Consider the following 19,008-nt stretch of genomic DNA (forward strand, 5'->3'; position numbering starts at 1 on the left):
TACTCGCCTCCGTATTGGACTTCTTCAGTTTTTCTAGAAAATCCTCCACTTCGGCAATCGCAATCCGACTCATCATCTCCATCCCTTCTGACTTGTTATCTGCTTTTTTAGTATACCATTCAGGAAGATATTATAATGTGTCTGTTTTTCGAACTTTACTACAAAAAAAGACCTCAAAATCCGGATTTTGAGGTCTTTAGTCGATTCATTTCTTGAAATCTTTACTTTTTAAATAATAGATAGATAAAATATGGGCTGCCGATGATGGAAACAATGATACCGGCTGGTAAATCAAATGGTTTCGCGATGGTGTCTGCGATTAAAAATAGTTCCGCACCGATGAGCATAGCAACAGGCATGAAGAAACGGTGTTTTGGGCCGACTAGTGATTTCGCGATATGCGGACCAATCAAGCCGAGGAAAGTAATCGCACCTGTAATTGATACGGTTACGGCAGCAAAAACGACGGCTATTCCGATGAAGAGAATGCGCCAAATGCCTGCCCGTAAGCCTAAGTTAATTATCGTGTTTTCATCCAAAGTTAAAAGGTCTAATTTATGGCTGTATAAAAAGAGTAGCGGCACGAAAAGGACGAGCATGGCGAGCATAAGCCAGACATACGGCCAGTCGACGCCCCAAATTGAGCCAGACAGCCATTTAGCTAGGAAATCTACTTTTTCGCGGTTCGCAGAAGACATGAGGACGACCATGAGGCCGCTCATTGCGAAGGAAAAACCGATTCCGTTTAGGATAAGATATTGCGGATTATTGCGCGACAAGACGATGATGAGTAGCGCGGTGACGAGTCCACCAATGACGCCTGCGAGTGGCAACATCAAATTGATGCTCGCAGCTCCAAATGGTATGAATAGGAAAAATATCGCGACACCCACACCTGCACCAGAATTGACTCCGATGATTCCTGGATCAGCCAAGTCATTTTTCATCAATGTTTGGAGCAGGCTCCCAGACAAGACAAGTGCCATGCCGCCGAAAAGAACGATAAGCAGTCTTGGCAGCCGTAAATCGAATAGAACGAAATTCTCGAGCATTTCGCCTTGACCTGTTAAAACAGCAAGGACGCGTGAAAATGGCAACGCCTCGGTGCCTACTGTTAAATTGAACAGAGCGGTTAAGATTAGGAGGATAAGTCCGGTACAAAAAATGATGATAAAACGGGATTTTTTCATCCTTTTAGTCCCCCTCTCACGATGTAAATAAAGAACGGCAAGCCGATGACGGATAAAATCGCCACAATTGGAATTTCAAAAGGCGGATTAAGCGAGCGGCTTAGCGTATCTGCAATCAGCAAAAATAGTGCGCCAACAAGTGCTGACATTGGCAATATGTATTTATAATTCACGCCCACAATAAAACGCGCGAAATGCGGGACGATTAAACCAACAAAAGCTACTTCGCCGATTAACGCAACAGATGCGCCGGTTAAAATCGCGACAAATAAAAACAGGAGTAGCCGCATGCGATCAACCGAAATGCCTAGCCCAACAGCAACTTCATCGCTCATCGTTAGGATTCCGATTTGTTTTGAAAAAAACAGCGTCACAAGAAGCGCCAAGAGAATGACCGGAGCAATTAAAATCACCTCATGAAAAGTCGTTCCTACAAGGCCTCCGGACGTCCACATATTCATTTCTTTGGAAGTTTTAAACAGAATACTTACCGCACTCGAAATCGCCGTAAGAAACGCTGAAATCGCCGCACCTGCGAGGACGATTTTATAAATGTTCCCCTGCTTGCTAATCGCTAAAACAAAAAGTGTTCCGAGCGCAGCTCCGAGAAAAGACGCGAGCATTTTTCCGGGGAAAGCTAGGGTTGGCATGAACGCAATGACGAGCGCTAAACTTAAATTGCCCCCTGCTGAAACGCCTAGAAGCCCGGGGTCGGCTAGCGGATTTCGTGTGACCGCTTGCATGATACTTCCGGACACCCCGAGTGCCGCACCAATCAGAATTGCCGCGATGTTACGCGGCAATCTAAGTTCATATAAGGTTGTGATTTCTTTTTGGTGTTGCCCATTAAAAAAGCCATCAAAGAGAAATCCGAACGAGTAATGGACGGAGCCAAAAGATAAGGCAAGGCCAAATGCGCCAATTAGTAAAAGCAGTACGAGTATAAATCTGGACCAAATCGGCATTTTGAAGGACATGTGAACCCACCTTTTCTATTTTCCTAAAAAGTAATCTTGAAATGTTTTTAATTGGAATTCTAGCGTCAATGCATCGTTAAAGTAGAATTCATTGGCTTTCACTTGTAAAACGTGATTATTTTTAACAGCTGGAATCTCTTTGTACGTTGTTGTGTTCATGAAAGAGGCATCCTGACCTTCTGTTTTGCTAAGCACCATATAATCGCCGGTATATTTTCCGAGTTCTTCAGGAGAAACTGCATAGTAGCCAGCTTTTAGTGCGGCATCTTTTACAGTTTGCGGCATTTTGAGTTTCATCGCTTGATATAAAATTTCCGTGCCACGTCCCCAGTTGTCGCCAAACACATAGAGTTGCTTATCAAAGTTTTCAGCTACGGAAATTGTTGTATCCGCGCCAATTTTATCTTTAATTTCTTGGCCGGCTGCTTCCGCACGCTTTTCAAAATCCGCCGCCCAGTCAGTCGCTTCTTTTTCCTTGTTTACTACTTTACCAATTTCAATATGTTGCTCTAAATAATCATTTTTACCGTACGTGAAAGTCACAAGTGGCGCAATTTTTTTTAGTTTATCTTGGTTTTTCGAAGTACTCGCTCCAATAATTAAATCTGGTTTTAGAGCAATAATGTCCTCTACGTTTTCCTCAGAAATTTCTTTCGCATTTTTTAATCCTTCTTTAAAATTTGGATTCGCGAAACTGTAAGAATCCGCGCCCACAATTGGGACCCCAAGTTGAATTAAATCCCCAGTATAACCAGTTAAAATGACAACGCGTTTTGGATTAGCAGGCACTTTTATGTCCCCGTTTTCCGATTTATATGTAATGGTTTTGGCCTCATTTGCTTTTGAATCTGCTTTATCTGAATCGCTGGCACCGCACGCGGCAAGAGCAAGCGTAAGAATAACGAGCATACTAAATAAAACTTTTTTCATTTTCCTACCCCTTTTTCCACTTAGATTTCGAGAGTGATAATCATTCTCATTGATACTTATCATAATCGAATTTCACCTTGCTGTCAATCTTTTTCCGTATAAATAATAGTCCGTAAGGCGCACTTTAATGCCAATTTTTCCCAAAAAGCAATCTTTCGGCTTATTTTGCTTATAAAGCGTTTACAAACAGGAGAAACGGATATAATATAGTAACAAAAGAAAGAGAGGCGTTGCGAATGAAAGATTTTTTAATTCATTACGCACACATCGCATAAAATCGCTTCTACGTAAAAAACGTGTGTGTACAAGCTGATTTTTTCAGCTTTGTCATATGCCGGTAACGTCTGATGGATGGTGTTTCGAACTTGGATGCAGGAGGAAGGCGATGGTGAATAGCCGCGACTAAGACCAAAGTTCAATTCGAAAACGACTTGAGAAACGGATTTTCGTTACGTCAACCGCTTCAATTTGATTTTGAAGCAGGTGAATACAGTATCGTATATTAAAAAAGATGGCGAAGCGTTAAGTAGCTACCTTATGATGTTAATCATTCGGTCAAGAGTCAGGGAACAGGAAAATTAACTTTTTTCCCAACTAATTGTAATTTCCAATTAGTAAGGCTCCACTTCTCTACTTGCGTGATCAAAGTCTAACCGTTATTTTTATCTCAAGTGAAAATGTTTAAACAGAAACATCGGGCAAACCGGCCATCAGGTGAGTGGCAAGACAACTCATCGGTAAAACCCCCTATACGAAATGTATAGGGGGTTTTATATTGCGAACTTATTCTAACTCGATTTTCAAATCGCCTGTTCGAAGTTTTTCATTTCGTAGTAAAATCGGACGAACGATGAGCGCTACGACTGCTGGGAAAATGACCGCTACGAGGACAAACGCTAGGAATGTTTCGATTCCGTAATTAGCAATGAGGTATAGCGGGGCAACAAACGCGCATAAGCCCATGCCGGCAATTTCTGCGGTAGCTTGCAAGTTGAAAACGAGGACGCCGATTGGGCCAGCCACAAGGGCGGTTAGGAGCGGTATCAACATTAAACTTGGTTTGCGAATAATATTTGCCGTTTGAAGTTTTGGTGTAATGATGAGCTGGGCAAAAAAGCCGCCCCAATTGTTGTCGCGAAAACTTAAAATGGCAAATGAAGCGAATTGAACGCTACAGCCAATTAATGCGGCAGCACTTGCTGTTGGATCTAATTGCAGTGCAATGGCGAGCGCAGCGGACGACGCTGGACTTAAAATGAGCAAGCCAAAAACGGCCGCGATGACCATGGACGAAATGACGGGCGAACCAGACACGAGTGTCGTTATGAATCCGCTTGCGGTCACTAAAATTGGCGTCATAATTTTTGCAAAAAGAAGCCCTGAGAGCCCTCCTGCTAACAGAGAAACAGCTGGAATGACAATCATATCAAACTTCGTCTTGCCGGTAACGCGCTTTCCTGCCCATACGGCAACGAGAACGGCTAAAATGGCCCCAACTGGTTCACCACCAGCGATGGCAAAGCTCCCGTTTTCAAGCGCCAAAATACCGCCACCTCCAATGACAGCGGAGGCAGCAGCGCTAATGACAACGAGTGTATTCGCTCGTAAACATATCGCGATACCAATTCCAAGTCCTGGAATTAACATGTTTTTTCCGATTGCACCAATTTTAACAAGGAAATCGAGATTAGTTAAATTTCCAATTGTTTGGAGCAATAAGCCCATACCCAGTGTGACTAACACGGCATTTGCAATGCCCATTGATGCTTTGTAAGAACGATCAATAAAATACTCTTTCATGCGAAAATACCCCTTTTTTTCTCTTAGTCTTTTATTACTTCTTTCACATTATAAGCGGTATTTCAGAAAAAAGCTAACTTTAAGTGTCTTGTCATCTGTTTTACACTTAACTTTTCTTTATAGAGCGCTTTCTCAATCGCGTCACAAAAAATAGGATTGCGAAAAAAATCCACAATCCCATCTCCATTTTCCCTTAAATATTAAGTTTACTTCTTTCGCGGTCAAAGCCATTGGGGTATCGTCTTTGTAATTTATCAATGTTAGCATGCGCGACATCTTCCATTTGAATATCCGCCCATTTTGCGATTTGTGAAACATACCAAAGAACATCGCCAAGTTCCTTCGTAAGCTTCTCTTTATCCAAATCATGACCATGAAAGGCGTATTTCTTAATAATTTCCGTCACTTCACCAGCCTCACCAGCAATCCCTAAGCCATAATTGGTGAGCGCCTGTTCGTGGTGAGCCGCCGTTCTGCTCGCTTTTTCCTGATACTCATTAAAGTTCATTCCTTACTCCCCCTGTAACATATTCTACTTCACTATATCAAAAAAAGAATTCTATTTGCAGTCTTGACTAATCTCAAAAAATGCGAACCTATGCTCCCCCAACCCTTTTTCTTTAAAAATTTTTTCTCTTTTCCCTCTTAAAATTTGGTTCGCTTTTCGTTATAATGAATGTACGAGATTTTTTTGAAAGGAGCTTGTACGTGAAAATTACAGCACTTATTTTACTTATCCTCGGAATTGTCGGTGTCGCTGTTTCATTTAGCATTTCAGGTTTAATTGGTTTTTTCGTGTTTCTCATTTGCCTTTTGTTCATCATCATGAGTATTTTACTCTTTATGAAAGCGAAAAAACGTCGTTCGAGAAGTTATTCTTTCCGTTGACATATAAAGCCGCGTAATCGCCTGATTTTGTCAGACATTACGCGGCTTTTTTCATGACCGTCGTCGATTGATTTCGAGCTTTCTTCTAATGACTTCCGCCCCGTCTTCTCCTAAGCTTTCAACAAGCTGCAGCGCGTAAATCATCACATCTGCCACTTCTTCTAAAATTTCTTCACGATTTATAGCTATAGCTTCGTCTGAAGATTTCCACTGAAAACATTCTAACAGTTCTGCCGCTTCAATTGAAATCGACAGCGCCAAATCTTTTTTATAGGCGTACTGATCCGCCCAATTTTTCTCCTTTAGAAAAGCTGTAATTTCATTTTGTAATTCTTGCATGTTATCTCCTTCCAAAAAACCTTCCTTATATAAGGAAGGTTTTGTATGATTAAGCCTCTGCAACAAGGGCTTCTTCAATTTTATTAGGTGGAATAAAGCCGTTTAAGCGAGTCACTTCTTCGCCGCTGCGATATAAAACGAGTGTAGGTGTTTGGCGAATATCTTGATCGAAAAAGAAGTTTTCGCCCATTTCTTCTAATTTAACTTTTAATACTTTTACTTTTTCAGCATGATCAGAGTTTTTAAATTCTTGGAAAGAAAGATCTAACATTTTACAATTTGGGCAGTTATCTTTCCAAAAGTCCACATATACTAACTCATTACTAGCCATATGTTTTTGAAATTCTTCTAATGATTTAATCTCAATACTCGTCAAAGTGTTTCACTCCTTTTATCCAAAACTTGTTGGACATATTTTTTAATCGCTTGTCTGTCTTTTTCCGTATGAGGCATTTGTTCAATTTTTAAAGTTGGATAGGTCGTTCCAAAGAATTTTTGCATTCTATCAACAGCCCCACAAAAATTTTCCACGCCCCACTGTGTTTCGCCCGTCCCAAACAATGCTACATGGCTAGGTTTTCCTAACTCATAAATAAAATCTTTCATGTCTGGTGGTGTTCTCCCGTAATCGACTGTCCATGCCCCTAAAATGTACAAGTCGTAGCTTTCGTCAAGTGGATAGTTCGCGTCTCCCGCAACTCGGAAAGCCGTAACATCATGCCCAAGCGTTCTAAGCTCGGCCGTAATTTCATCTGCTACAAGCTTCGTATTGCCACTTAACGAATCATACGCGAGGAGAATTCTCATAAATCGTCAAATCCGTTATCGATATTCGTCTTTTTATAGCTTGAATTGCGCATTTCGAAAAAGTCGGTTTTCGTTTCTGTAAAGTTATCTGCGTAAGCTTTAATCCAAGTCATCGTATTGTCGCTGTAACCCGGATAAAGTTCGTCCATGCCTAGCATACCAAGCATTTTGTTCGCCCGGTATTTTACGTAGTCGACCATTTCCTCTACATCGATACCTTCAATTCCTTGAAGTACTTCTTTGGACCATTCGGATTCAAGTTCTACCGCATGTTTAAAGGCATTGTTTGTATACTCAATCAGTTCATCTGTCAGTAACTCTGGATTTTCCCCTAAAATCGCTCGAATCACTTCTGAAATAAATTTGGAATGAGCGAGCTCGTCGCGGTTGATGAAGCTAATGATTTTACCTGTGCCCGTCATTTTATTTTGACGAACAAGATTATAGAAATAAGCGAAACCGCTATAGAAATTGATACCTTCTAAAATAGAAGACTGGATGAGCGCTTTAACAATTGTTTCGCCCGATTTATTTTGCATAAAGTCATGGTATGCTTCCATGATTGGCTCATTGCGTTTAATGATTGTCGGATGCGTCCGCGCTAGTTCAAACACCCGATTTTGCTCCTGTAAATTTGTAATCGATGCAAGCACATAAGAATAGCTTTCATTGTGAATCACTTCTTGTTGCGCAATAATGGCAGCATTCGCATGAACAGCCGGATCGGTTACATATTCTGCAATGTTATAAATGAAACGCGTTTGCGGCGAGTCAAGTGTTGCTAGTAAACCGATAATCGCATCAAAAGCATAGCGTTCTTCTTCTGATAATTCCGGATACTGTTTTGCATCACCTTTCATATCCACTTCATCTGGAATCCAGTAGTTTGTTGAAAGTTCCTTATACGCCCGGTAAAAAGATGGATAAGGAATATCATTCCAGTTTAAAATGCCGCTTGTTTCCCCGTTAATAATTGCCGTTGAACGGTTGGGACTTAACGGTTCTAATATTTTAATTCTCGTTAATTCTTTGTTTTGTTCGCTCATCCTAAAGCTCCTCCCAAATATGTGATAGAATCATTCAGACTAGCGATTTAAAGCAACCGCCAGTCCAAATTCGTGTTTTATTTTTATCAGCTTGAGCACCATTCACACTCGTCAACATCAATGTCATTTGAGCGCACATAGTAGGTTGTTTTTAATCCTTCTTTCCAAGCGTTTAAGTGTAGTTCTAGCAATTTGCTAGCCTTAATACCGCTTGGCACATAGAAGTTAAAGCTTAAAGATTGGTCCACGTGGCGCTGTCTACGTCCGTTTTGACGAACACTTGCAAACTGATCCACTTTATACGCACCTTTTTCATAGTACGGGTAAGTGTTTAAGCTTAAACCAGGCGCAATTACTGGTCTTCTGTAATCTTTCTTCTCTTCGTAATAAAATGCGCTGTAGATTGGGTCGATAGAAGCTGTTGAACCCGCGATTTGAGCCGTGCTCATGTTCGGAGCTACTGCCACAAGATAGGCGTTTCGAATACCGTTTTCAGCCACATCTTCCGCAAGTTCACGCCAAGCATCACTTGTATACTTACGGCGCGCGAAATATTCACCCGTATTCCAATCACTACCTTTGAAGATTTTATATGCGCCTTTTTCTTTCGCGATTTCGGCACTTGCTTTTATAGTTAAAAAGTTGATTTTTTCATATAACTCGTCCGCAAATTCTTCGGCTTCTGTAGAATCCCACGCAATATTTTTTTGGGCAAGTAAGTGATGCCAACCAAATGTACCAAGACCGATTGAACGATACTTGCGGTTTGTAATGGTCGCTTGTGGTACCGGAAGTTCATTCAAGTCAATGACATTATCAAGCATCCGCACTTCAATCGCAATTAAGCGTTCCAGTACTTCGTCGCCCGCCGTAACAGCACGACCAAGATTCACCGATGACAAATTACATACAACAAAGTCGCCCGCCTGTTTCGTAATGACAATTTGATCCCCGGAAATGATTTCCTGAATCATTCTTGTTGGACTCATATTTTGCATGATTTCCGTACATAAATTACTCGAATAAATCATACCTTCATGTTTATTTGGATTCATGCGATTAACTTCATCACGGTAAAACATAAATGGATTCCCAGTTTCAAGTTGGCTTACCATAATTCGTTTCATAATATCAATTGCTTTCACGATTTTTTTACTAATCGTTTCGTCGGCAACTAGTTCTTCATATTTTTCTCTAAAAGAGCCTTCGCCTTTTTCTTCATCATAAAAGTCCTGCAAGTACCAGCCTTTTTTCGCTTTGACTTCATGCGGGTCGAACAAATACCAATCGCCGCGGCGTTCGACGGTTTCCATAAATAAGTCCGGAATACATACTGCCGTAAAGACATCATGCGCGCGTAAACGTTGGTCTCCGTTGTTTAGACGTAAATCTAAAAACATTTCAATATCTTTATGGAAAACATCTAGATAAACCGCGATAGCGCCTTTGCGTTGCCCTAATTGATCGACACTTACAGCTGTATTATTCAATTGTTTAATCCATGGAATCACACCACCGCTTGCACCTTTCACACCGCGAATCGCAGCGCCTGTTGAACGAACATAACCGATATAAGCACCAACACCGCCGCCGTGTTTGGATACACGCGCAACATCCGTGTTGCTATCATAAATTCCTTGCAAGCTATCATCAATCGTATCAATGAAGCAACTCGACAATTGCCCACCCGTTTTCCCAGCATTCGCAAGGGTTGGTGTTGCCACTGTCATGTATAAATTACTTAACGCCCAGTAAGCCTCGTTCACAAGCTCCATACGTTTTGCTTTTGGTTCCTCCTGCATTAAATACAGTGCAATTGTCAGCCAGCGTTCTTGTGGCAGCTCATAAACGTTTCGTGCCTGGTCTGTTGCTAAATAGCGAGTCGCAAGTAAATAAAGACCGTTGTATGTAAACAATTTATCTTTCTCCGGGTCAATCATTTTACCTGCTTCAATTAATTCTTCCTTCGAATAATTCTTTAAAATATTTCCAGAATAAATCCCTCTTTCGCCTAAACTTTCTTGTAGACCAACGTAAGAGCCATATTTATCGTCATCATTATAAAAGCGATTTTTACTTGCTTTTTTATAAAGCTTATTCAAGTATAAACGCGCTGCAAAATGTTCCCATTCCGGCAAATGAATATCCGTACGCGCCTCTGCCTCACGAATTAAGTAATCCACTAATTCATCTGCAGCATACGCTTCTTTCTTCTCAATAAAATTAAAAATTTTACGTTTATACTCTTCGATGTCCAGTTTCGGAAATTCCGCATGAATTTTGTCTAAATATCTGTTTAAACGCTCTTTGTCAAACGGTAATTTACGATTTCCACCATCTTTAATAATATACGTCGTCATTTGCACTCCCCATTTCCTCAACAATAATACATAAAACTCCAATACAATTCGATTGCACGCAATTATGTTAACACATAAAAATGAACTTTTTGAAGGCTCCCAATATGGCGCTAAAAAAAGTTACATTCCACGATGCAATTTATTTTTATGACACTATATATAGTATAACTTTTTCATTGTGAATTCAAGATATAGTGCTTGGGGTTTTTATTAAAAAACGCATTCAGCTATTCTATCATCAGCATTTAGAGCTTTAAAAAATTTTTTCCGCTTATTTTTCATTGTGAACCATTATACAAACTACATCACATTACATACAACCTATAGTGAAATTCCATACCTTTAAAACAAGATTTAGTAATTGAAAATTGTCAAATGATTTATGGATCATTTATTTTCACAAACTAAAAAAGCATCCGAATTCGAATGCTTTTCAAATTTATACTTTCTTGAAAACATGTTTCTTATAGGCGTATATGAAAATGGAAGTGGCCACGATGAGTTCCGAAATAGGAATAGCCACAAAAACGCCTGTTGCGCCTAAAATTGGCGGTAAGATGACTAGGAAAATGACCATTAAAATGAGCTCGCGTGCAACAGTAATGAACGTGGCCATACCAATTCTGTCGGTTGTTTGGAAATAGGTCATCATCACGAAGTTAAAGCCCATAAATAAGTAGCCGGAGAAAAAGACGCGTACGCCTAGAACAGCAAGGTCATGGATTTCTTGGTCAAAGTTTCCAAACAAATTGACGATATTGTCGGCGAAAAGGAGCCCTGCGATAAAGAACAACAAACCTGTTCCAAAAGCAACGGAAACCGATAAGCGGATGGTCGCTGTTTCTCGTGCCGCCATTTTAGCTCCGCGGTAATAGCTTATAAGCGGTTGAATGGCCGAACCCATGCCTAAAAACAGCATTAAAATCACGCTGTGCGTATAGTTGAGTACGGAAAAGGCTGCCACACCTGCTGTTCCTGCAACAGCAGCAATAGCGATGTTGTACCCCATCGTAAACACCGACATGCCTAGCTCTGACAGGAAACTAGGGAGGCCGATGGAGAGTGTACGTTTTATCGACTGACCCGTGACGCGACTTTTGGCTAGTTTTAAATGGCTAGATTTTTTGAAAAAATGTGTGCACAAAATCAGTACGCCAATCGCTATGGCAGACATTGTTGCAAGTGCAGACCCTCTTACGCCAAGGTTCAAGACGAATAAGAAGAGGTAATTTAAAATGATGTTGATGACTGCGGTTGCAATTAGAGCCATCATCGCTAAATTAGGATCCCCGTCGTTGCGGACAAAAATGCTTAAAATATTTTCAAGTGTTAACACGAATCCAAAAAGGAGTAATACGTTCATGTAGTCCATGACATATGGTAGTGTTTCATCGTTTGCGCCAAGTAGATAGGCGAGCGGCACGCGGAAAATGAACGCAATTATCGCCAGCATAATCGTAATACTGATAACTAAAATGATGGAGCGCGTAAAAATTTGCTGTGCTTTTTTTATTTTCTTCTCCCCTAGAGCGAACGAATATTGTGTGGCCCCGCCAATGCCAATCCAGAGTGAAATTGCTGTAAAGATGGAAAAAACGGGCACGGCGATATTAATGCCCGCAAGCGCTACACCGCCAAGTCTGTGTCCAACAAAAATGCCGTCCATCACGATATTGACCGACATAAGTAGCATCCCGGTTAGTGACGGGATTAAATACCTTAGAAAAACTTTTAATACTGAATCTTGCTCCATACGAGCATCGATTGATTTCATTCTAACACCTTCTTTTTTACCTAACGTTTATTAGCTATTCTATTAAACCATAATTTGCGCAGAAAAAGCAACCCTTTTTTAAAATGACAAAATTGTAAGGTTAATCCGGCGTTTTGTTAGTTTACCCGAGGGATTCACTTGAACATTTGCGTTAAACTTGAAGTAATTCATCAAGTAAAGAAAGGACGAGTTCAATGAAAAATAAAAAAGCACTTATTCTACTTTTATCCAGTTTATTAATGGTGACTGTCCTCGTTTTTGAATATATGTTACCAGACGAAAAAACAGCAGCACCTTATTTTGTAAAAATGAAGTCTGAAGGTAAAATCGTCAAAAAAGACCAATTTAAAGGCTATTCTTATACGGAGAAAGTATTTGATAGCAAAGGGCATGCTAAAACCCTATCCTTTTTAAGTGAAAAAAAACTTCCGAAAAACGAGCAATATAAAATTGTAGTTTCTGGCAATAAGCTTGTGATGAACTACAAAAGAATCAATACTTTACCAAAAAACATTCAATACTTAGCAGAAAAATAAAACAGGAAGCAATGTCAAATTTACGACATGTTGCTTCCTGTTTTTTTATGTGTTAAAAATAAACTTGGAATGGCAATGAGAACAAGCGCGATAAGCGATACTAAAAAGCCTGCATGATAGCCGTTTAGGCTCGCCGAAATGGACGGCGTTGTGCCTTGCATTACCGCTGCAACAGCGGTCGCTATGATGGCTGTTCCAAAACTCGCGCCAAGATTTTCCGTAATCGTCACACCGATGCTCGCTTCAGGAATTTGTTCGTCTTTTAGCCCCGTGTAGGCATCACTCATCAGCGGCAAATTAATTCCGCCAACGCTAAGACCGCGAATAAAGAGGAAAATCGACAGCCACACCATACTCGTTTGCTCGGTGACAAAAACGAACGGGAGCGTGCCCAAAATCGACAACGCCAAACTAATAAATACAACGGATTTTGCGCCAACTTGGTCAATCATTTTTCCAATAAAAGGTCTAGTAATCAACATGCCGACACCTTGCGGAATGAGCGCGAGCGCGGCTTCTATCGTTGTAAAATGATGTAGATGGATGAAAAAGAGCGGTAAAATGAACATCGGCCCCATAATCGCGATATTAGCGAGAAACAGTCCGGCACTCGAAGCAGCAAAACTTTTATACTTGAATAAAACGAGCGGGACGACGGTTCTGTTCTTTTTGAGCTGATTGTTTATCACATACGCCAAGGCCGAGATACAGCCAATTGCGAGCCAAATCAAGGTTTCCTTATTGTAAAACGTTTGATAGCTCGCCGCTTTTGTAATGCCGTAAATGAGGGCTGCACTAAACAGCGATAGCGTTAGGATACCTAAAACGTCAAGTTTACTCGCTTTATTAAACGGCTGAAAATCAGGCAGCGACCTATTCATGAGCGGCACTGCGATGCCTACAACAAAGACGTTAATAAAGAAAAGCCAATGCCAACTCGCAAATTGAAGAATCACGCCACCAATGACAGGACCTAAAATGGGACCTAAAATCATCGGCGTACTAACAATTGCCATCACCCTTCCTAAATTTTTTGGCCCCGCTGTTTTCACCAAAAGTGTGGTCATAAGGGGTGTAATAATGCCTGCCGCAGCGCCTTGTAGCAAACGGAAGAAAATAAAGCTTGTGATGTTCCAACTAATGCCAGCTAAAACGGAGGTTGCACCAAACGCAATGACCGCCCCGATAAACACTTTCTTCCCATTAAATTGATTCATGAGCCACCCCGAAATCGGGACGGCAATGGCGAGTGCTAACACATAACCCGTAATGCCCCACTGAACGATATCAATTGTTGTATGGAACTCCAGATTGAATTGATCCACCGCAATATTAATCATCGTGGAGTCTAGCATTGGCGCAATGGCAGCTAATGCGATAGCCCACGCAGCTGTTAAAGTTTCTTTAGGTATCTTTTCTTTCATTTTGTTCTCCTTCTCGTTTTTTGTTTCCTCGTCAACAAAACAATATCATCTCTTTGTTTCCTTGTCAACAAAAAAAGAACCTCTATTTAAAAGAGATTCTCTAGCGCATGTCGCGCCCTTCTTTTTTTATCTCATTATCTAAATGCGCGCTATACATCTCGATAAATCGCAGCATCGCGTCAAATTGCGGTTCCGCCACTTGGTCAAAGACAACTTGATCCCGCTCTTGGAAAGTTTTATGCAAGCGGTCGTGAATATCATAAATTTTTTTCCCCTCTGGTGTTAAAGAAAAATAAACTTCTTTTTTGTTCGCCACTTTTTGATAGCATTCTACATAACCTTTTTTCAACAATTTTTTCGTAATCTTGCTAATTGCTCCACGTGTCATATAAAGCTCTTCTGCCATTTTAGTTACATTTGGATCTACATTTTGTCCAATAAACTCAATGCAGTGCACTTCAGAAGGCTTGTAGCCATCAAGCGCCTCTGCCATCTTTTCTTTATTTAGCCATGCCATTTTATTGAACAAATCGCGAAATTTCACTATAACCTCTTCTTGTTTTTCCATCGCCGCCCTCCGTTCTCAACTTTAGTATAGCCCAGTTTTGTTTCCCATACAACAAAATCACTTCTCATAAGATGCGCGCAAAATTTTTGCCGCTTTTTCCGCCGCTTCCTTCGTGATTTGCGCAAAACTAAGCCGCACTTTATTCTCTTTAACGCCGAATAAATACCCTGGCATCACCAACAGTTTCTCCTTCAGAAGCGCGTCAAAATCGGCTTTTTGCACAGACTTAGTCGGAAGCGTCGCCCACAAATGGAAGCCTCCAACTGGTTTTTCGAAGTGAATTTCAGGCGCATATTTTTCTAAAGCAGCGGTTAAGATGTTTGCTCGTTCCAACAAAATTGCGTGTAAGTTTTGAATGTGCACCTTATAGCTTGGCTGTGACAAAACTTGATTCGCTAGCACTTGCGGGAAAATGCTTAGACCAAAATCCATTTCTTGCCGTGCCGATGCCAAACGCCGAACGACGGCGACAGGACCAGCTAAAAAACCAATGCGCGTTGTGGATCCCAGTACTTTTGAAAGTGAGCCAATGTAAAGGACGTTTTCATCATCCAATTTTTTAAGCGGCGTAATCCCCATTTTGCCCCCATAAGTGAGCGCTCCGAATGGATCATCTTCCACAATCGGAATCCGAAGTGCCGCACAAGTTTTCACAAATTCGCGGCGCCGCGCTTCTGACATTACCCGCCCAGTCGGATTTTGGAAAGTGGGATTCATAAACACCATTTTAATGCGGTGTTTCTGATACAACCGTTCCAATTCCTCCGTTTTAACCCCCTCCTCGTCCATCGGCAAAGCAAAAATGCGCAAACCAGCCGATTGAAATAAAGATAAGGAATAAAAATAAGACGGCGCTTCAATCGCAATCGCATCAAATGGTGAGAGCAGGCATTGTGTAATTAAAAACAAGGCTTGTTGCGCACCGGATGTCACAATTAATTGCGTTTCATTCACAGAAAGCCCCTGTTCTTCTTCCAACTCTTTGCGAATCGTTTTCCGAAGCGGCAAATACCCCAAAGCGTCATTCTGATTTTCCTCACGCAAAAAAGTTTGCCATGACATTTCTGGCATCGAAAGACTCGGCGCAAGGTCAAGCGGTAGCTCCCCTGTCGCTAAATCAATCACATCTCTTTCGGTCGCCACCTCCGCCATTTTCCGGATATATGGAATCTCATGACTAAACGCGCCTTTTTGAACGTAATGCCGCCAATTTGTTTGGAAAGCCGCGACACCCCATTTTTCCTCATTGACATGCGTACCACTTCCTTGAACCGCAACAAGCACCCCACTCGCTTTTAGCTCATCGAATGCGCGCGCGACAGTGGACCGATTGACACCAAGTTCAGACGCGAGTTTCCGTTCAGGCGGAAGTTTTTCGCCTGGCAAGAGCTCACCCGACGAAATTTTTGCTTCAACTAATTGCACAAGCTGTAAATAAAACGGTTTCGACACCTCCTTATTTAGCTGCCACATCAAATCACTCCCTTTAAAATTGGCTGGGTAAAAAAACAACCAATTGGCTGTTTTTATTTTATAAGAATTAGCTTAACATAAGAAATATAATCGTACAAGGAGGCGTTTTTTTTGGATAAAGTTGTTGGAACTGAGGTAGTTAAACGAGGTATGGCGCAAATGCAAAAAGGTGGCGTCATTATGGACGTTGTCAACGCTGAACAAGCAAAAATCGCAGAAGAGGCTGGTGCCGTTGCTGTTATGGCACTCGAACGCGTCCCTTCCGATATTCGTGCAGCCGGCGGGGTAGCTCGCATGGCAGACCCACGTATCGTTCAGGAAGTTATGGATGCCGTTTCCATTCCTGTCATGGCGAAAGCTCGCATCGGGCATATCACCGAAGCACGCGTCCTAGAGGCAATGGGCGTCGACTATATCGATGAAAGCGAAGTGCTCACACCAGCAGACGAAGAATATCATTTGTTAAAAAGCGAGTTCACCGTACCATTTGTCTGCGGTTGCCGCGACTTAGGTGAAGCACTCAGAAGAATTGGTGAAGGGGCGGCCATGCTCAGAACAAAAGGTGAACCGGGAACAGGAAACATCGTTGAAGCCGTGCGACATATGCGCAAAGTGAACAGTCAAATTAGTCAAATTACAGGCATGAATCAAGATGAACTAATGACAGCCGCTAAAAATTTAGGTGCACCGTATGAACTTTTAAAGGAAATTAAAACATTAGGAAAATTACCTGTTGTCAATTTTGCGGCTGGCGGTGTGGCAACACCTGCTGATGCGGCACTAATGATGGAACTAGGCGCAGACGGCGTGTTTGTTGGCTCTGGAATTTTCAAATCTGACAACCCTGCCAAATTCGCAAGCGCCATCGTACAAGCAACAACCTATTTCACAGACTACGAATTAATTGGCAAACTTTCGAAAGAACTCGGAACAGCCATGAAAGGCATTGAAATCTCCAAACTAGATCCAGCTGAACGCATGCAAGACCGAGGCTGGTAATATGAAAACCATTGGAGTTTTAGCGCTACAAGGCGCCGTTTCAGAGCATCTGGCAATGATTGAAAAAACCGGGCACAAAGCGATGCCTATTAAACACCCGGAGGAACTAGCCCCACTTGACGGTCTGATTTTGCCCGGAGGAGAAAGCACTACTATGCGACGTCTGATTGAAAAATACCATTTTAGTGAGCCACTATCTGATTTTGCGAATAGCGGCCGTGGAATTTTCGGAACATGTGCCGGGCTCGTCCTTTCTGCAAGCGCAATTTCAACTGGCGATCCCAGCTTCAAGTTCGCGGACTACACCGCCGTTCGAAATGGCTTTGGCCGCCAAAAAATGAGCTTCGAAGCAGACTTACAAATTGCTCCCCTTGGCGAAGCTCCCTTCCGCGCCATTTTCATTCGCGCCCCCTATATTGAAAAAGTTGGCGAAGGTGTAACGGTTTTAGCACGTATCGATGACAAAATTGTAGCCGCGCATGAAAAAAACATCCTCGTCACCGCTTTTCATCCCGAACTAACAAACGATCCACGTTTCATGACCTACTTCATTGAAAAGTGTTTATAAAAGAAAGCCGCGTATTGATTATACGTGGCTCTTTTATAAAACAATCGATGCGATAATGCTTAACGTGTCATACAGACTATGCGTCAGCCAGCTTGAAATAATAGATGGTGATTTTTCAGCTTTTAAGAAGACATAGTTCATAATCACTCGTGGAATAAATAAGAGCAACAAAACTTGCCCCACATTCCAGCCATAAGTACTTAAATGAAGAAGCGCAAAAATAATCCCACAGCAAATCGTGGCTATCAATGTGCTTGTTTTTTGTGTTAGTTTTTTTCTACACCGCGCAAAAACAGCTATCAAAAGTGCAATACTTAAAATTTCTTCTCCAAAAAGTTGGATAAAAATACCGAACCAGTTCAGTAAATGAAGGCTAGTTTCAACGATTGGATTAGCTGTTATATTATTTTTTCCAACAAGTGATACATAAAGAACAGAAACAATAAAAACCAATAGATTAGCAGCAAATGTCCATAGTATCGCTTTCACTATCCCTTTCACTGTAAGTTTAGAGAATAGGGCTTTAAAACTAGCTTTTTCAAGCCAAATCCAAGTTATAACTGGCAAGCCTGTAAAAATAATTTGTTGAATGAAAAGTGGTAGCGGACTATGAATAATAAGTTGAGCAAAACCGACAGCTACCGCTAATAATACTAGAAAATAATTTCTTTTTGATTGAAATAATAGCTTTTCCAACGTTTTCACCTACTCTCTAAGATTACTTGGGCAAGACTTTTCTTATTGCTTCCCACTTCTTATTTTTTTCAAACATTTCCTCCCTTTTCGCTGCCTCTTTTAAAGTTTTACTCTTCCTATCCATCAAAAATATAAAAAGCAACACAATTAACGCGGCCAGAATAAAAAACCAAATTCCCAACATCTCTGCGAAAAAAAGCTGGCTAACAACCAATTTGCTCAACTCCTCACTTATTTGACATAATATACTTTAAAACTTAAAAGCGTTAATTGGAATAGGGAATTGGTCGCAAAAATCATTACATTAATGTAAGCTACAAAAAAACAGCAACAAAATCTTCTATGGATTTCGTCACTGTTTAATTTATATCAAAATTTTCTTAGTATACGGCTACTGTGGACTAATTACTACATTGACTGGTTTTTCATCCACTACAATGCCTGCGACATTGTACCCTTTCACAGAAACCGTATCACCCATCGCAATCTTGCCTTTAGAGTAATAGCTCCACGTGTTCGCATCTTTTACAGGGGTTTTCACGTATTCTGTGCCATTCACAACAAGGGAAACATATTTCACACTTCCTGTGAACGTTCCTTGTACGTAAGAATCTGTTGAAACGGCGAAATAGT

At 41.2% G+C, this 19,008-nt stretch carries 21 protein-coding genes; 4 read left to right on the forward strand and 17 right to left on the reverse strand.

Annotated elements, in window-relative coordinates:
* Positions 1 to 221 precede the first annotated feature (221 nt).
* From CFS04_RS12695 to CFS04_RS12715, 5 genes are all read right to left on the reverse strand, one after another.
* Entirely contained in the window at positions 222 to 1,190 is a 969-nt protein-coding gene (locus CFS04_RS12695; protein ID WP_088811056.1) for an iron ABC transporter permease, read from the reverse strand.
* Positions 1,187 to 2,167, reverse strand: a complete 981-nt coding sequence (locus CFS04_RS12700; RefSeq protein WP_088811057.1) for an iron ABC transporter permease — start codon at positions 2,165 to 2,167, stop codon at positions 1,187 to 1,189. Before CFS04_RS12700 ends, CFS04_RS12695 begins: the two co-directional genes overlap by 4 nt.
* A 15-nt stretch (positions 2,168 to 2,182) precedes the next feature.
* The gene (locus CFS04_RS12705; protein ID WP_088811058.1) at positions 2,183 to 3,097 is read right to left on the reverse strand and encodes an iron-hydroxamate ABC transporter substrate-binding protein; all 915 of its coding nucleotides are present in this window, start codon (positions 3,095 to 3,097) and stop codon (positions 2,183 to 2,185) included.
* Between the two features lie 783 nt (positions 3,098 to 3,880).
* The gene (locus tag CFS04_RS12710; protein WP_088811059.1) at positions 3,881 to 4,897 is read right to left on the reverse strand and encodes a PTS transporter subunit IIC; all 1,017 of its coding nucleotides are present in this window, start codon (positions 4,895 to 4,897) and stop codon (positions 3,881 to 3,883) included.
* A gap of 193 nt (positions 4,898 to 5,090) precedes the next feature.
* Positions 5,091 to 5,405 (reverse strand): nucleoside triphosphate pyrophosphohydrolase family protein, encoded by a 315-nt coding sequence (locus CFS04_RS12715; protein WP_088811060.1) that lies wholly within the window; start codon positions 5,403 to 5,405, stop codon positions 5,091 to 5,093.
* Positions 5,406 to 5,605: 200 nt separating this feature from the next.
* Between CFS04_RS12715 and CFS04_RS12720 the strand changes: the two genes are divergently transcribed.
* Positions 5,606 to 5,785 (forward strand): hypothetical protein, encoded by a 180-nt coding sequence (locus CFS04_RS12720; RefSeq protein ID WP_088811061.1) that lies wholly within the window; start codon positions 5,606 to 5,608, stop codon positions 5,783 to 5,785.
* Between the two features lie 51 nt (positions 5,786 to 5,836).
* Here CFS04_RS12720 and CFS04_RS12725 read toward each other — a convergent pair whose 3' ends face one another.
* The 6 genes from CFS04_RS12725 to CFS04_RS12750 form a co-directional block, all read right to left on the reverse strand.
* Positions 5,837 to 6,124 carry a nucleotide pyrophosphohydrolase gene (locus CFS04_RS12725; protein WP_088811075.1) on the reverse strand — a complete coding sequence of 96 codons (288 nt, stop codon included), beginning with the start codon at positions 6,122 to 6,124 and terminating at the stop codon, positions 5,837 to 5,839.
* Positions 6,125 to 6,173: 49 nt separating this feature from the next.
* A complete protein-coding gene (locus CFS04_RS12730; protein WP_088811062.1) occupies positions 6,174 to 6,500 on the reverse strand; it encodes a thioredoxin family protein in 327 nt (108 codons plus the stop codon).
* Positions 6,497 to 6,931: a flavodoxin gene (locus CFS04_RS12735; protein ID WP_088811063.1), complete on the reverse strand. Its 435-nt coding sequence runs from the start codon at positions 6,929 to 6,931 to the stop codon at positions 6,497 to 6,499. Before CFS04_RS12735 ends, CFS04_RS12730 begins: the two co-directional genes overlap by 4 nt.
* The gene (locus CFS04_RS12740; protein WP_088811064.1) at positions 6,928 to 7,977 is read right to left on the reverse strand and encodes a ribonucleotide-diphosphate reductase subunit beta; all 1,050 of its coding nucleotides are present in this window, start codon (positions 7,975 to 7,977) and stop codon (positions 6,928 to 6,930) included. The genes CFS04_RS12735 and CFS04_RS12740 overlap by 4 nt, the downstream gene beginning before the upstream one ends.
* Before the next feature lie 86 nt (positions 7,978 to 8,063).
* Positions 8,064 to 10,337, reverse strand: coding sequence for a ribonucleoside-diphosphate reductase subunit alpha (locus CFS04_RS12745; protein ID WP_088811065.1), 2,274 nt, complete (start codon positions 10,335 to 10,337; stop codon positions 8,064 to 8,066).
* A 439-nt stretch (positions 10,338 to 10,776) separates the two neighbouring features.
* Complete coding sequence (locus tag CFS04_RS12750) at positions 10,777 to 12,111, reverse strand: MATE family efflux transporter (RefSeq protein ID WP_088811066.1); 1,335 nt, start codon at positions 12,109 to 12,111, stop codon at positions 10,777 to 10,779.
* Positions 12,112 to 12,305: 194 nt separating this feature from the next.
* Here CFS04_RS12750 and CFS04_RS12755 point away from each other — a divergent pair, with 194 nt between their 5' ends.
* Positions 12,306 to 12,647: a YxeA family protein gene (locus CFS04_RS12755; RefSeq protein ID WP_088811067.1), complete on the forward strand. Its 342-nt coding sequence runs from the start codon at positions 12,306 to 12,308 to the stop codon at positions 12,645 to 12,647.
* A 20-nt stretch (positions 12,648 to 12,667) separates the two neighbouring features.
* On the opposite strand, the gene CFS04_RS12760 is transcribed toward CFS04_RS12755, so the two are convergent.
* The 3 genes from CFS04_RS12760 to CFS04_RS12770 form a co-directional block, all read right to left on the reverse strand.
* Positions 12,668 to 14,071: a DHA2 family efflux MFS transporter permease subunit gene (locus CFS04_RS12760; RefSeq protein WP_088811068.1), complete on the reverse strand. Its 1,404-nt coding sequence runs from the start codon at positions 14,069 to 14,071 to the stop codon at positions 12,668 to 12,670.
* 100 nt (positions 14,072 to 14,171) lie between these two features.
* A complete protein-coding gene (locus CFS04_RS12765) occupies positions 14,172 to 14,639 on the reverse strand; it encodes a MarR family transcriptional regulator (RefSeq protein WP_088811069.1) in 468 nt (155 codons plus the stop codon).
* 57 nt (positions 14,640 to 14,696) lie between these two features.
* Positions 14,697 to 16,112 (reverse strand): PLP-dependent aminotransferase family protein, encoded by a 1,416-nt coding sequence (locus CFS04_RS12770; RefSeq protein WP_088811070.1) that lies wholly within the window; start codon positions 16,110 to 16,112, stop codon positions 14,697 to 14,699.
* Positions 16,113 to 16,223: 111 nt separating this feature from the next.
* Here CFS04_RS12770 and pdxS point away from each other — a divergent pair, with 111 nt between their 5' ends.
* Both pdxS and pdxT read left to right on the forward strand, forming a co-directional pair.
* The gene (gene pdxS / locus CFS04_RS12775) at positions 16,224 to 17,111 is read left to right on the forward strand and encodes a pyridoxal 5'-phosphate synthase lyase subunit PdxS (protein ID WP_088811071.1); all 888 of its coding nucleotides are present in this window, start codon (positions 16,224 to 16,226) and stop codon (positions 17,109 to 17,111) included.
* Position 17,112: 1 nt separating this feature from the next.
* Positions 17,113 to 17,679 carry a pyridoxal 5'-phosphate synthase glutaminase subunit PdxT gene (gene pdxT / locus CFS04_RS12780; RefSeq protein ID WP_088811072.1) on the forward strand — a complete coding sequence of 189 codons (567 nt, stop codon included), beginning with the start codon at positions 17,113 to 17,115 and terminating at the stop codon, positions 17,677 to 17,679.
* Positions 17,680 to 17,712: 33 nt separating this feature from the next.
* Here the strand turns inward: pdxT and CFS04_RS12785 are convergent, their stop codons facing one another.
* The 3 genes from CFS04_RS12785 to CFS04_RS12795 all read right to left on the reverse strand — a co-directional run.
* Positions 17,713 to 18,375 carry a type II CAAX prenyl endopeptidase Rce1 family protein gene (locus CFS04_RS12785; protein WP_159457915.1) on the reverse strand — a complete coding sequence of 221 codons (663 nt, stop codon included), beginning with the start codon at positions 18,373 to 18,375 and terminating at the stop codon, positions 17,713 to 17,715.
* Positions 18,376 to 18,397: 22 nt separating this feature from the next.
* Complete coding sequence (locus CFS04_RS12790) at positions 18,398 to 18,589, reverse strand: hypothetical protein (protein ID WP_088811074.1); 192 nt, start codon at positions 18,587 to 18,589, stop codon at positions 18,398 to 18,400.
* A 177-nt stretch (positions 18,590 to 18,766) separates the two neighbouring features.
* Positions 18,767 to 19,008, reverse strand: a 242-nt coding sequence (locus CFS04_RS12795; protein ID WP_159457924.1) for an immunoglobulin-like domain-containing protein, incomplete at its 5' end; no start/stop codon positions are given.

Source organism: Listeria sp. ILCC796, from assembly GCF_900186175.1.
GTDB lineage: Bacteria > Bacillota > Bacilli > Lactobacillales > Listeriaceae > Listeria > Listeria goaensis.